Origin of the sequence: Rhizobium sp. BR 317 (genome assembly GCF_047445835.1) — a bacterium.
Taxonomy (GTDB): Bacteria; Pseudomonadota; Alphaproteobacteria; order Rhizobiales; family Rhizobiaceae; genus Rhizobium; species Rhizobium paranaense.
Window position 1 is genome coordinate 441,686 of the sequence record NZ_JARWLB010000002.1, and the last position, 13,550, is coordinate 455,235.

The 13,550-nt window shown below is 59.2% G+C and carries 13 protein-coding genes; 5 read left to right on the plus strand and 8 right to left on the minus strand.

The window, feature by feature from the left end:
- Window positions 1-116 precede the first annotated feature (116 nt).
- Entirely contained in the window at window positions 117-362 is a 246-nt protein-coding gene (locus tag QD357_RS04750; RefSeq protein WP_107108608.1) for a type II toxin-antitoxin system VapB family antitoxin, read from the plus strand.
- A complete protein-coding gene (locus QD357_RS04755) occupies window positions 362-784 on the plus strand; it encodes a type II toxin-antitoxin system VapC family toxin (RefSeq protein WP_107108609.1) in 423 nt (140 codons plus the stop codon). The genes QD357_RS04750 and QD357_RS04755 overlap by 1 nt, the downstream gene beginning before the upstream one ends.
- Window positions 785-801: 17 nt before the next feature.
- Here the strand turns inward: QD357_RS04755 and recQ are convergent, their stop codons facing one another.
- On the minus strand, window positions 802-2,682 hold the full coding sequence (gene recQ, locus QD357_RS04760) for a DNA helicase RecQ (RefSeq protein ID WP_107108610.1): 1,881 nt from the start codon (window positions 2,680-2,682) through the stop codon (window positions 802-804).
- 6 nt (window positions 2,683-2,688) lie between these two features.
- Window positions 2,689-4,680, minus strand: coding sequence for a DNA primase (gene dnaG, locus QD357_RS04765; protein WP_414124075.1), 1,992 nt, complete (start codon window positions 4,678-4,680; stop codon window positions 2,689-2,691).
- Between the two features lie 570 nt (window positions 4,681-5,250).
- On the opposite strand from dnaG, the gene QD357_RS04770 reads away from it, so the two are divergent.
- Both QD357_RS04770 and QD357_RS04775 read left to right on the plus strand, forming a co-directional pair.
- Window positions 5,251-5,493 carry a hypothetical protein gene (locus QD357_RS04770; RefSeq protein WP_414124076.1) on the plus strand — a complete coding sequence of 81 codons (243 nt, stop codon included), beginning with the start codon at window positions 5,251-5,253 and terminating at the stop codon, window positions 5,491-5,493.
- A gap of 344 nt (window positions 5,494-5,837) precedes the next feature.
- On the plus strand, window positions 5,838-6,740 hold the full coding sequence (locus tag QD357_RS04775; protein ID WP_414124077.1) for a hypothetical protein: 903 nt from the start codon (window positions 5,838-5,840) through the stop codon (window positions 6,738-6,740).
- Here the strand turns inward: QD357_RS04775 and QD357_RS04780 are convergent.
- Together QD357_RS04780 and QD357_RS04785 are read right to left on the minus strand one after the other, a co-directional pair.
- The gene (locus QD357_RS04780; protein WP_107108613.1) at window positions 6,721-7,173 is read right to left on the minus strand and encodes a GatB/YqeY domain-containing protein; all 453 of its coding nucleotides are present in this window, start codon (window positions 7,171-7,173) and stop codon (window positions 6,721-6,723) included. The two genes, QD357_RS04775 and QD357_RS04780, sit on opposite strands and share 20 nt — an antisense overlap.
- A 91-nt stretch (window positions 7,174-7,264) precedes the next feature.
- Window positions 7,265-7,426 carry a hypothetical protein gene (locus QD357_RS04785; RefSeq protein ID WP_414124078.1) on the minus strand — a complete coding sequence of 54 codons (162 nt, stop codon included), beginning with the start codon at window positions 7,424-7,426 and terminating at the stop codon, window positions 7,265-7,267.
- A 55-nt stretch (window positions 7,427-7,481) separates the two neighbouring features.
- On the opposite strand from QD357_RS04785, the gene carA reads away from it, so the two are divergent.
- Entirely contained in the window at window positions 7,482-8,690 is a 1,209-nt protein-coding gene (carA, locus tag QD357_RS04790) for a glutamine-hydrolyzing carbamoyl-phosphate synthase small subunit (RefSeq protein ID WP_107108839.1), read from the plus strand.
- Window positions 8,691-8,891: 201 nt separating this feature from the next.
- On the opposite strand, the gene QD357_RS04795 is transcribed toward carA, so the two are convergent.
- The 4 genes from QD357_RS04795 to QD357_RS04810 all read right to left on the minus strand — a co-directional run bounded on the left by QD357_RS04795 (window position 8,892) and on the right by QD357_RS04810 (window position 13,434).
- Window positions 8,892-9,464: an EVE domain-containing protein gene (locus QD357_RS04795; protein ID WP_107108614.1), complete on the minus strand. Its 573-nt coding sequence runs from the start codon at window positions 9,462-9,464 to the stop codon at window positions 8,892-8,894.
- A 96-nt stretch (window positions 9,465-9,560) separates the two neighbouring features.
- Complete coding sequence (locus tag QD357_RS04800; protein WP_107108615.1) at window positions 9,561-10,958, minus strand: MATE family efflux transporter; 1,398 nt, start codon at window positions 10,956-10,958, stop codon at window positions 9,561-9,563.
- 145 nt (window positions 10,959-11,103) lie between these two features.
- A complete protein-coding gene (locus tag QD357_RS04805; protein ID WP_107108616.1) occupies window positions 11,104-12,360 on the minus strand; it encodes a TCR/Tet family MFS transporter in 1,257 nt (418 codons plus the stop codon).
- 162 nt (window positions 12,361-12,522) lie between these two features.
- Complete coding sequence (locus QD357_RS04810; RefSeq protein ID WP_107108617.1) at window positions 12,523-13,434, minus strand: LysR family transcriptional regulator; 912 nt, start codon at window positions 13,432-13,434, stop codon at window positions 12,523-12,525.
- Window positions 13,435-13,550: the final 116 nt, after the last annotated feature.

The following is a 13,550-nucleotide window of genomic DNA, read 5'->3' on the forward strand; positions in this document are numbered from 1 at the left end:
GAATTAGCACATCTGCACACACCATGTCGCGAGGAAGGCGTCAGCGCGACGGTCAAAAGTGTCGCTGGCTTGAATATCGCCGCCGTGATATACAGATATACATGGGAGATATATCGATGGCACTTTATATTCGCGATGCGGAAGTAGACTCCTTAGCTAACGAAATTCAGAAATTGACCAAGGCGCCCACGAAAACGGAGGCGGTTCGCCAAGCGCTGAAACATGAGCTTGCACGCGCAAGGAAGGAGCTTCCGCTGCGCGATCGACTGGCCCGCGCCAAAGCAATGGCCGATGCACTAGGCCCCAATGATCCAAATTTCGATATGAAAGCGTTCACTGATGAAATGTGGGGCGATGACTGATGTTTATCGACGCATCGGCAATTGTCGCAATACTTGGCGAGGAGCCAGGCTATGAGGAAATTGAAAAAAGCCTGGCGAAGGTCAACAGCGATTTCTATGTATCGCCACTCGTGAAGTTCGAGGCAACCTTAGCCCTCGCCCGTCGTAAAACCCCGGTCCCCGGGCAAAAACCATCACCATCTCTCCTTCGACGGGCCGGACAAGCTATTGATACATTTATCGAGGATATCGGGGCGCAGGAGATCGAAATCTCATCGGACATTGGCAAAGCCGCACTGGAAGCAAGCGCTCGATATGGCAAGGCGGTAGGTCACAAAGCCGATCTCAATTTTGGCGATTGTTTCGCTTATGCTTGCGCCAAAGCCCTGAATGTGGGCTTGCTCTACAAGGGAAATGATCTCGCTTTCACTGATATCGGGTAAAGGAAAGCCCCTGCCGCTCATCCCTCTTCGAACGCCCGGATAACCTTCAAGAACGCATCTCCGTAGCGTTCCAACTTTGACTGCCCTACGCCCGAAATTTCCAGGAGGGCATCGCGGCTTGTCGGCCGCTCCGTAGCAAAGGCAATCAGTGTCGTATCCGGGAAAACGACGTAGGGCGGCACGCCGAGCGCCTTAGCGATCCTGGCGCGCTCGCTTCTCAACGCCTCGAACAGCGGCTGAGCCTCGCTCGACAGGCTTGACTGCCGCTTCTCGATCCGCGCCGCCTTCTTGGCGCGACGCCCCGCCTCCGGCCTGTCCTTGCGGAAGAAAACCTGGCGCTCGTGCTTGAAGACCGCCCGCGCCTCCGGCTCGAGCTTCATCGCGCCGAAAGCGGCGTGATCGATGCTGACGAAGCCGCTTGCCAGCAATTGGCGGAAGACAGACTGCCAGGTGCGGGCGGGAATATCTTTGCCGGCCCCGAAAACCGGCATGTTCACATGACCGAAACGCTCGGTCTTCTCATTGACCGTCCCCATCAGCACATCGATGACATGGCCGGTGCCGAAGCGCTCGCCGGTGCGGTAGACCGCGGCGAGCGCCTTGATCGCCGCTTCCGTGCCATCCCAAGTCTCGACCGGTTTCAGGCAGGTGTCGCAATTGCCGCAGCCGCCGCCATGCCCCTCGCCAAAATGCGCAAGGATCGCCTGTCGCCGGCAGCCGGCCGTCTCACAGATCGCAAGCAATGCGTTGAGCTTGGCACGCTCGACGCGTTTGATCTCTTCCGCAGCATTGCCCTCATCGATCATCCGCCGCCGCTGGATGACGTCAGCCATGCCATAGGCCATCCAGACTTCGGACGGTAGGCCGTCGCGTCCCGCGCGCCCGGTCTCCTGATAATAGGCCTCGACGGAACCGGGCAGATCGAGATGGGCGACATAGCGGACATTCGGCTTGTCGATGCCCATGCCGAAGGCGACCGTCGCCACCAGGCAAAGATCCTCTTCCTTCAAGAAGGCATCCTGATTGGCATCGCGCACCGACCGATCCGTGCCGGCATGATAGGCAAGCGCGCGAACGCCCTGCCCGTTCAACCACTCCGCCGTATCCTCGACCTTGGCCCGCGACAGGCAATAGACAATGCCGCTATCGCCGCGATGACCATCGAGGAAACGCAGCAATTGCTGACGCGGCTGATCACGCTCGACGATCTCATAGGTGATATTCGGGCGATCGAAGCTGGTGGTGAACACCTTGGCGTTATCGAGCGCCAGCCTCTCGATGATATCGTCGCGCGTGTGCGGATCGGCCGTCGCCGTCAACGCGATGCGCGGCACATCGGGAAAGAGTTCCGCAAGCTTGCCGAGATCACGGTATTCCGGCCGGAAATCATGTCCCCATTGCGAGACGCAATGCGCCTCGTCGATCGCGAACAAGGCAATCTTCGCCTTGGCGATCATCTGGCTGAAGCCGTCGGTCAAGATGCGTTCGGGCGTGACATAGAGCAGATCGAGCCTGCCCCCGGAGATGGCGCGATAGACATCACTTGCCTCATCCCGCGATAAGGACGAGTTCAGCGCCGCCGCCCGGATGCCGAGCTGTTTCATCGCCTCGACCTGATCGCGCATCAGGGCGATCAATGGCGAAACGATGATGCCGAGGCCATCGCGGCACAACGCCGGAATCTGGAAACAAAGCGATTTGCCGGCGCCGGTCGGAAACAGCACGACCGCATCGCCACCGGAAACCACATGCTCGACCACCTGCTGCTGCTTGCCGCGAAAGGCGGAATAGCCATAGACCCGCTTGAGGATATCGAGCGGCGCCGCTCCCGAATTGTCTCTCCCGAACAGCGCATCATCGGCGGAAAACCGCGGCTCCTGTCGATCTGGCAGTGACATCTATCCCTATTTCCCCGCTGCCCCTTTGATGCGACCGGAAAGCACGCCAAAGCCATCAATGATCGCTTCCTGGTTTTCGAGGCGCAAAGCCTCGAGCTGCACTTCCTGCAAAGCGCGCATCAACTGCTCGATAAGGTCGCCGTCACCCTCTTCCGTTGCCTCGGCGATCGCGCTTTGCAGCTCGATCTTGTGCCAACGCAACGCMTTCGACCGCTTGTGAAGCGCAAGCGCCTGGCGATATCCCTCGCGCGCATCTTCCGTGGCGGCTTCCTCGGTCGCCGTCCAAAGCCGGGCATTGCGCACCTGCTGGTCGAGGCTCTTCAGCAATGCGGCAAAACCCTGCTCCTCCAACTGCTCGAGCAGCCGCTCGCGATTGAGCTGCGGGCCGGCCATGGCTGCTGCCGTGCCGAGCATGGCGGACCACAGACGCTGCAATTCGCGGCTTTCGTAATCGATCGCAGCGATCTCATCATATTCGTCCTGCAGCAACGCCGGATGATTGACGATGGTCAACGCCAACACGCTCTCGCGCAGCCCCGGTATGTCCTGATGACCCTTGATCATGCCTGAACGCGTCAAGCGATCCGACGCCGTTATATTGGCGACCTGCTGCCGATCACGGGTCGACCCGCCGCGGCCACCGAAATTGCGGCCATTGCCTTCGCGGGAAAAACCGCGCCCCTGCTGATTGCCGCCGCGCTGGAACTGCGGCTGGAACAGCCCGTTCAGCCGGTCGCGCATGTCCTGCTGATAATGCCGGCGGACATTCTCGTCCGATATGACCGAAACCATCTGCTTCAGCCGCGCCTCAAGTTCGGCGCGCGCCTCCGGTGTGTCGAAGGTGCCACTGCCCGCTTCGCGACTCCAGATCATTTCCGCCAGCGGCTTTGCCTGCGCCATGACCTTGTCGAAAGGTGCGCGGCCATCGTGGCGGACGAGATCATCGGGATCCTTGCCGTCGGGCAGCAAGGCGAAGCGCACGGTACGGCCCGGCTTGATATGTGGCAGCGCCAGATCGGCGGCACGATTGGCGGCGCGAATGCCGGCGCCGTCGCCATCGAAGCAGAGCACCGGCTGGGGCGTCATCTTCCACAGGAGTTCGAGCTGGTTTTCCGTCAGCGCCGTGCCGAGCGGCGCAACCGCGTTCTCGACGCCAGCCTGATGCAGCGCGATGACGTCCATATAGCCTTCGACGGCGATGATCGTCCCTGCACCGTCGTTCCCCTGGGCGGCACGGCGCGCACGCGTGAAATTGTAAAGCACATTGCCCTTGTGAAAGAGTTCGGTCTCGTTGGAATTGAGATATTTGGCCGGCGCATCCGGCGACATGGCACGGCCGCCGAAGGCGATCACCTTTTCACGCGAAGACAGGATCGGGAACATGATACGATCACGGAAGCGGTCGTAGGAGACCGGCACATTCTCGTGCACGACAAGGCCGCAAGCTTCCATCTGCTCTTTCAAGACGCCTTTGCCGGCTAAAAACTCCTTGAGTGCATTGCGGCTGTCCGGCGAATAGCCGAGGCGGAAGGTCTCGATGGTGCGGCCGGTCAGGCCGCGATCGCGCAGATAGGCGCGCGCCCTTGCACCGTTTGCCGCCTGGAGCTGATCCTGAAAGAACTGCGTTGCCATTTCCATGACATCGAGCAGCGATGTGCGCTCCTTTTCGCGCTTTGCCTCCATGGGATCGGCGACCGGCATGGGAAGGCCCGCCATGTCGGCGATCTGCTGCACCGCTTCGGGGAAGCTGAGCCCCTCGATCTCGGTCAGAAAACGGAAATGATCGCCCGTGACGCCGCAACCGAAGCAGTGATAACGGCCCTTGCGGTCCTCGCAGTGGAAGCTCGGTGACTTTTCGCCATGGAACGGGCAGCAGGCCCAATAATCGCCGCGCGGCACATTGGTCTTGCGCCGATCCCAGGTCACACGTCGACCGATCACGTCCGAAATGGGAACGCGGTCGCGAATCTCATCGAGAAACGTATTGGAAAATCGCATGACTACCTCTGGCTTGCCCCCATATAATCAGGAACGGAGCGCATTGCCACGAGAACCCTCCGCCACGCCCGCTATTCACAGCCTTCTCGCTGGATAGTCGAATTCAACTTTTCCGATCACAACTCCGTGAAAGCTTCGGCACAATTCATGTCCGTGCCCCTGGTTGGGAGGCGGTTTTCGGCATCGTCAGAGGCAGGATCAGGTCCAGCTTTTCCCGCCTATATGTGCATCGCAAAAACCCGGCACCACAGCTAGACCGTGCCGAAAACTTCGCAAAAGCAAAGAGTTACTGATTATAAGGATGAGCAGTTAAGGGCGAAAAACGACGCAAGCGGCAACCGTTGCCGAAGGTCGAAAGGCGCGCGTTCTTCCCTGCCGGTGGCGCATTTGAGGCATAGTTCGTAAGCCAAACATTATTTTTTTGTAATTTGATTGTTGGTGTGCAGCGCAATAGCTTTCTTCTCACGGGACGAGACAAGCCGGCGAACAAATGCTTCGCGACGCGACATGCCTAGACGCCCCGACGGACAGGAAGCCAGAGGTACAGGTTTCCAGTTTGGGAGAATTCAAATGCGCGTTCTGCTCGTACCCTTTGCTGCCGCTGCCCTCTTCGCCACAGCTAACTATAGCTCGGCTACGACAACGCAGGGTGTAGCACCGGCGGTGACGACGAACGTGCTTTATACCGGGGCCGATTATCAGGTACCCGTTGATATGAAAGTTCCGGCCCTCAAAGCCGGCATCAAGGTTCAGATATCCTGGTTGCAGCCGCAAGGCATGGATTCGCCAGAGCAAGTCAGGATCATCAAGTAAAGTTCACCCATACCCAGGTGAGGCACCATCCCTACCCCCGGCGCCGCCTCACCTGGGTGCCTTTGCAAAAGACGTTTGATTTTTGGGCCCCACCCTGCGTCATCAAACGCCTGCAAAGCGCAAGAAGGCAGGAGCTCCCCCAGCTCCTGCCTTCTCTATTTGCGGTCAAGGGTGGCGCAAAGCGCGCTAAATTCGACGCCGTTTCGGCGATTGCCCCCAGCTCATCAAAGCTCTAGCCGGAGCGGATATATTAGCAATACTCCATTTACGCCATGACATCCAAATTCAATTGACAATTGACACCGCCGCGCCGATGAATTCCCCGGCTCATTGGAAATCTTCATATGTCATTCGTTGCGGAAGAACTTGCCTCTGATCTTCGTTTCTTCACAATTGTTCTCGGCTGCTCGCGCGAGATGGTTGCCGCATACGTTGGCAATCCACGCATGAGCTCTGTTTTTGCTTCCCAGCAACGTTGGCTGATGGCCCAAGCCGGCCTCGGACTGCATTACGGCGGAATAGACGGAGAGCCGCCGGGCTTCTATGCCCGCCGCTTTGTGGATTACGTTCTCAAACATGAGATCGCCAGCCACAATACGGCGCTGAGCTTCATCCAGGAAATGCTCGCCTATCGCTATATGCGCCATCTGCCCGACTCACCCGACAAGCGCCTGCGCCCGATCGAGCCGACCGAAGCGGCGGTCGAACAGCTCGCGAAATGGTTTTATATCCACCTCATGGTGCTCGACAGCCTGGATGGCAGCCAGCGGATTGCGACTTTTGTCGAACGACCGGAACTCGTTGCAGTGCTGCAGCCGACAGTCGCATCCAGAATCATTGCCAGCGACCGAGTTCGCCATCCCGGCGAGACCTTCGATCTCTTCACCTGGGCAAATTCCGGCGGCGTCATCATGGATTATCTGATCTCCCGCATCGGAACGATGGATCCGACGGCGGCGAGAATGGATATCGGTCCGATTTCGTTCAGCGAGATCTGCGAACGCTTCCTGATCTCCAGAACGCATGTGAAACGGATGATGAGCAAGGCATCGGCGATGGGAAGCGTGGGCTGGGTCGGCAGTCCGGGCAAGAGCCACTTCTGGCTCTCCCGCGGCTTCATTCAGGAATATTGGGACTACCAGGCCGAAAAATTCGCCATCATCGGCAATGTCTGGGAAGAAACCGTCGGCGCGCAGCCCGAGCCCGCACCGACGGAGCAACAAAGACTTACTTCAGCAGCTCTTTGAGGATCGCCGAAGCCTTGGCGAAATCCATCTGCCCGGCATAGCGCTCGCGCAGGGCGGCGACGCACTTGCCCATGTCCTTCAGACCCTGCGCACCCAGTTCCGCCACGACGGCGACGCAGATCTCGCGCACCTTCTCGTCGGAAAGCTGCTCAGGCATGAAGCCCTGGATAACAGCGATTTCCTCGCGTTCCTTGTCGGCCAGTTCCGGACGTCCGCCATCCATGTAGATCTTCACCGACTCTTCGCGCTGCTTGATCATCTTGGCGAGCAACTGCAGAATCTCGTCGTCGCTTGCCTGTTCCTTGCCGAGACCACGATTGGCAATGTCCTTGTCCTTGATCGCGGCGAGGATGAGGCGCACGGTCGAAAGCCTCGCCGCGTCCTTGGCCTTCATGGCATCTTTCTGGGCGTTGGAAAGCGTTTCGCGGATCATGTCTTAAACTCCTTAAGCAAGCCGGCGACGATCGCCTAGCCTCTCATTTCACGTTGCCAGTCTCATAGACCATCAGCGGCGATCAATGCAATTACATCAGGTTTGCTCGAAAGCCGGCGAATTCCTTGGCGGGAAACGAACGGGGCGCATTGACCGACACGCCTTGTTTGGCTATGTCCAGCACCTGCACATTAGATCGATATGAAGGTCTCAAGCCGCGACGCAGGTCGCCGGCTGCAATCGGCACAAACATGGCGGAAGCCCACGGTCTTTTCAAGGCCGCGCACGACGCCGGAAACGGGATGACAATGACCGCGACAGCCCCATGGACAACTGAAAAGCCGAGTGCCCTGCTCGTTCTCGCCGACGGCACCGTAATCGAAGGCAAGGGTATCGGCGCGACCGGCAAGGTCCAAGCCGAAGTCTGCTTCAACACGGCGCTGACCGGCTACGAGGAAATCCTGACCGACCCCTCCTATCTCGGCCAGATCGTTACCTTCACCTTCCCCCATATCGGCAATGTCGGCACCAATGACGAAGACATCGAAGATCTGACGCCTGCCGCCCGGCATGGCGCCGTCGGCGTCGTCTTCAAGGCCGATATCACCGATCCCTCGAACTACCGCGCCGCAAAGCATCTCGACCAGTGGCTGAAGGCTCGCGGCATCATCGGCATGTGCGGCATCGACACCCGCGCGCTGACCGCCTGGATCCGCGAAAACGGCATGCCCAACGGCGTCATCGCCCATGATCCGAACGGCGTCTTCGATATCGAGCAATTGAAGGCGGATGCGAAGTCCTGGAGCGGCCTGGAAGGCCTCGACCTCGCCAAGGTCGCCACGTCAGGCCAATCGTCGCAATGGTCCCAGACGCCTTGGATTTGGAACGAAGGCTACGGCGAACTCAACGCCGACGATGCCAAATATCACGTCGTCTGCCTCGATTACGGCGTCAAGCGCAATATCCTGCGCCTCTTCTCAGGCCTCGATTGCAAGGTCACCGTATTGCCGGCGACCGCATCCACCGATGATGTCTTGGCTTTGAAGCCCGACGGTATTTTCCTGTCGAACGGTCCGGGCGACCCGGCGGCAACCGGCGAATATGCCGTGCCTGTCATCAAGGACCTGCTGAAGACCGAAATCCCGTTGTTCGGCATCTGCCTCGGTCACCAGATGCTCGGCCTCGCGCTCGGCGCCAAGACGGCGAAGATGCATCAGGGTCACCACGGCGCCAACCATCCGGTCAAGGATCACACGACGGGCAAGGTCGAGATCGTCTCGATGAACCATGGCTTCGCAGTCGACTCGAGCTCGCTCCCACAAGGCGTTGAGGAGACTCACGTTTCGCTGTTCGACGGCAGCAATTGCGGCCTGCGCGTTTCCGGCAAGCCGGTCTTCTCCGTGCAGCATCACCCGGAAGCCTCTCCGGGCCCCCAGGACAGCCACTACCTCTTCCGCCGCTTCGTCAATCTGGTGCGCGAGAAGAAGGGCGAACCGGCTTTGGCCGAGCGCGCCTGAGCGCATCAGCCGCCTAACACATAAGAAAGCCTCGGATTCGCGATCAATCCGAGGCTTTTTTTTACGCGTCAAGTTGGGAGGTATAGAGCACTTCCAGGAAAAGTGCGCAGCGGTTTTCCGTCCGGAATGCGCAAAAACAAAGGGATAGAGCGGGAAAGCGATTCCGTGAAACGCTGAACCGCTCTATGTCTTCACATCGGCTTACGCCTGCAGGCGACGCTGCTTTACGACTTCCAGTTCGCTCATCATGATCTCCTGCAGGAATTCGAAATCGGACTGTCCAAAGTCGACGAGCCCGAATCTCAATCTGTAGCCCCAGTTCTTATCCTGGGTAAAATCCAGCCAACCCAGCAAGGGACGAAGCGGCTGCTCGGGCGCATCGAGCCAATCGACATCGCGCCGATAGGCTTTTCCGCAATCCATCTGCGCCTGATAAACCCCGCCCTCGCGGACATAGCCGATGGCCGTGAAGCTTTGGAAACCGTCCCGGTCTCCCATCGTCAGCGATGGCGAATAATAGACGATGCCGTCACCCGGCTTGATGCGCTTCAGCGGACCCGGCTTGCCGTGGCAAACCTGCATGAAGCCATGTTCGCGCCCGAGGCGAACGTGCTCCGTGGAAGCCACTGCCAGCCAATAGGATTTCTCGGCAGGCTTGGGTTCTCCGCGAGACACGTTGGCATGCGGCAGGAGGCGCACCGGTGCACCCTGACTGATCGATTCTTCCCGCGGGAACAGCGCGGCATCGTTACGATTGCTTGCCTTGAAAATCATGATCGTCTCCCGTCGTTGGTATGGCACCAATATAGACGACCATGCTGTCAATTTTTGTCAGCAGTCTTGCCCGCTCCGGCGTCAAATTGACCGGCGTCAGCCAGCCAATTTCTCCGAGCGCACCAGGATGTAGAACCGCGTGCAGAGCATCGTTGCGGCCGAGGCCAGCCCCAGAAGAAAGCCGAACCAGATACCGATCCCACCGAAGCCAAGCGGGAAGGCAAGCAGCCATGCCAGGAAGAAACCGATCGGCCAATAGGCGATCAGCGCCATGATCATCGGCACGCGCGCGTCCTTCAAACCGCGCAGCAGACCGCTGGCGATTGCCTGCAGTCCATCCACAAGCTGGAACAGGCCGGCCACGACGATCAGCGGCGCCGCATAGGCGAGCACCTGCGGCGCTTCTGCCGACTTGACGTCAAGGAACCAGCTTCCCAGCCACGCCGGCGCCGTCGCGAACAGGATGCTGCCGCAGAGCGCAATGCAGCTCGAAACGATAAGCGCCACGATTGCCGCGCGCTTTAGGCCGAGATGATCACCCTGCCCGTGCGCAACACCGACCCGCACGGTCGCCGCCTGGCTGAGGCCGAGCGGGATCATGAAGGCGATCGACGCCCACTGCAGCGCGATACCATGCGCGGCGAGCTCAATCGTACCGATCTGCCCCATCAACAGCGAAGCGGCCGTAAACAGGCTGACCTCGGCCAGAACCGTGATGCTGATTGGAAAGCCAAGGCGAACGACTTCCCAGAGCGCATGCCAATCCGGCCGCCAAAGACGGACGAAGATTTCGTAGCGGCGCGTCTCTTCGCGGCTCTGCACATAGCCGAGAATGAACAGGAACCCCGCCGTCTGCACCGCAACGGAGACGATCGCCGCACCATGCAGCCCGAGCGCCGGCATGCCGAAATGGCCGAGCACCAGGCAGTAGGCAAGCACCGCATTCATCACCAGCATGGCAATGGTGACCTTGAGGATGATGCCGGCGCGGCCAATGGCGCTCACGAGTGCGCGAATGACGTTGTAAAGCAGCCCCGGCAGCACGGCGAAGTGGCCGATCGCAATATAGCCGCTCGCAAGCCTCGCGACATCCGGCTTTTGCCCAGCCGCAAGAAGGATCTGCTCCGAATAAAGAAAGGCCGGCTGCGCCACCAGCCAATAGGCCGTGACGACCCATAGGCCCATGCGCAATGCACGGCGCACCGAAGCCACATCGCCCCTACCATAGGCCTGAGCCACCAGCGGTACGACGGCGATGGAAAAGCCCGAACCGAAAATCAGGATCGTGAAGAGAAACTGCGCAGAGAGCACCATGGCTGCCAGTTGCTCGGCACCGAGACGGCCGACGATCATCACATCCGTTGTGTTGATGCCAAGCTGCGCCAGTTGCGCGCCGATCAGCGGTATGCCGAGCGCCAGGGTGGCGCGGACATGCGCAGACCACGAATTATTATTGTCGTGCGCGAAGGGGCGCGCAGCTACCGGCGTATCCATCTTGAAAACTCGATTTAAGAAAGCGCAAACCGCCTACCCAGGGGTGCGCAAGCCCATCGGCTTAGCGCAACTTGACCCGAAAAGCCAGTCGGCAAAACCCCGATGCTGAAGAATTCATCATATCATCAAAATATCTGATGAATATTTAGGCCACTTCCTGAACGGCCGGTTCCACCGCGGCTTTCGATTCGTTCTTGTGCACCTTGGCAACAAAGACGAACACTGCGGCCGCAATCAGCAACGCGGACATGATGAATGGAGCGCCCGCGAAAGCCACGGGCGCCGATGGTGCGGTAAAATAGCGAAACAGGTAGGGAAACAGCACCGGTCCGATGATCGCAGTAATGCTGGTCAGGCTGCCGAGAGCGCCTTGCAGCTCGCCCTGTGCCGATGGGGGCACCTTGCTTGCTGCAATGGAGCGCAGCGGCGCGTCTGCAACGTTTTCGATCACCGTGACTACGATCACCGCATAGACCATCCAGCCCTGCCACGCGAAGGCATATCCCAGCAAGCCGATGCCGGAAAAGACGAGCCCGAACACCACGGTCTTCCATTCGCCGAGCACCGGCACGATGCGAGGCATAGCAAAACCCATCACCAGCGCCATGCCAATGCCATAGGTGCCGAGCGAAAGGCCGATTTCCAGCGAGGTCCATCCATAACGATAGGAGCTGACGAAGGACCAGACCGCCGGAAAGACACCATGCGCCAACCAGTTGAAGAACATGACGACGAAGACCCAACCAAGGCCCTGATAGCGGCGCACTTGCCGCAATGCGCCGAGCGGACTGGCACGCCAAAATTCGAACCGGCGGCGGTTCCTCGCTTCCAGCGTTTCCGGAAGGAGGAAATAGGCGCCGATAAAGTTCAGGAGCGACAGCGCTGCCGCACCATAAAAGGGAGCGCGCGGGCCGAATTCACCGAGGAAACCGCCGATCACAGGTCCGAGCACGAAGCCGACGCCGAAGGCCATGCCGATCAACCCGAAATTCTTAGCCCGGTTCTCGTCATTGCTGATGTCGGCGATGTAGGCGGAGCACGTCGAGAAGCTTGCTCCGCTAATACCGGCTAGGATGCGGCCGGCGAACAATATCCAGTAGCTGCCGGCGATCGCGCAGATGAAATTGTCGATCGCGAAGGTCAGCACGGAAGCGAGCAGGATCGGACGACGGCCGAAACGGTCGCTCAGATTACCAATCAGCGGCGAGAACAGGAATTGCATGGCAGCATAGGCAAGCAACAGCCAGCCGCCATCCGTGGCCGCCTCGCTKACCGAAGCGCCCGTCAGTTCCTCGAGGTATTTCGGCATGACCGGCATGATGATGGCAATGCCGATGACATCGAGGAAGAGGATGACAAAGACGAGGAAAAGGCCGCGACGTACAAATTTCTGATCGATCATGGAGTTTGCCTATTGGTGGCCCCATCTCCATKAAGAGACAGAACGTGAACGAAAAATCAAAGCGTCCCCATACCGAAAGATTTTGCCGGAAACAATCCGTGAACGCTTCAATCTTCTTGATTTGCCGCCCGATTTTTTTGATCTTCGGCGCAAAGACGGCGCCTATCCTCCGTTCACGCGCCGCTGCTCCAATTTCAGAAAATCGACGAAGGCTCGAAGCGGCGCCGGCATATGGCGACGGCTTGCGTAATAGAGGAACGGGCCGGGAAAGGCAGTATCCCACTCTTCAAGAACAGGAACCAGCTCACCGCTTGCGATCTGCGGCGCGATGAACTCCCTGAAGGTTCGGATGATGCCGAGACCCTCCACGGCAGCGCAGCGTTCGATATCGACTGAATTGGTGGCGAGAACCATGGGCGGCGAAATGACGATCGTCTCGCCTTCCCTTTCGAACTCCCAAGGAAAGGCCGAACTGCTGAGGAAACGGTGACGGACACAGCGATGGTCGAGAATGTCGCGCGGGTGACGAGGCGTGCCATTCGCCGCAAGATAGGCCGGCGAAGCGGCGGTAGCATAGCATTGCTGCCGTGGCCCGATCGGCACGGCGATCATATCCCGTTCCAGCCGCTCGTCGTAACGAATGCCGGCATCATAACCCGCCGCCAGCACATCGATAAAACTGTCTTCGGCGACGATTTCGACCGAGATACCCGGATAGGCTTTCAGGAAGCGATTGATGATCCCCGGTATGATCACGATGGCGGCCACCGTGGGCACATTGAGCCGCAGCGTCCCGCCGGGAGTATCGCGGAATGTGTTGATATCGTCGAGTGCTGTGGCGATCTCGCCCATCGCTGGTCCCAGCCGCTCGATCAGCCGCTCGCCGGCCTCTGTCAGCGTGACGCTACGGGTGGTACGGTTGAGCAGGCGCACACCGAGCCGCTCCTCGAGCCGCCGCAACGCCTCGCTCAATGATGACGCTGAGACATGGCGCTTACGCGCAGCCTCCCGAAAACTGCGCTCACGGGCGACGGCAGCAAAGGCATCGAGATCGGCAAGCGGCAAATCACTCATTATACAAAATTCCAAACGGCCCGTTTCAATTTAACCGGATTATCGCACAGCAGGCGATGGAGTAAACCGATCTCGAAGACGCCTCTCGGAGAGCGCCGCTGATGAAGGAGAACTGA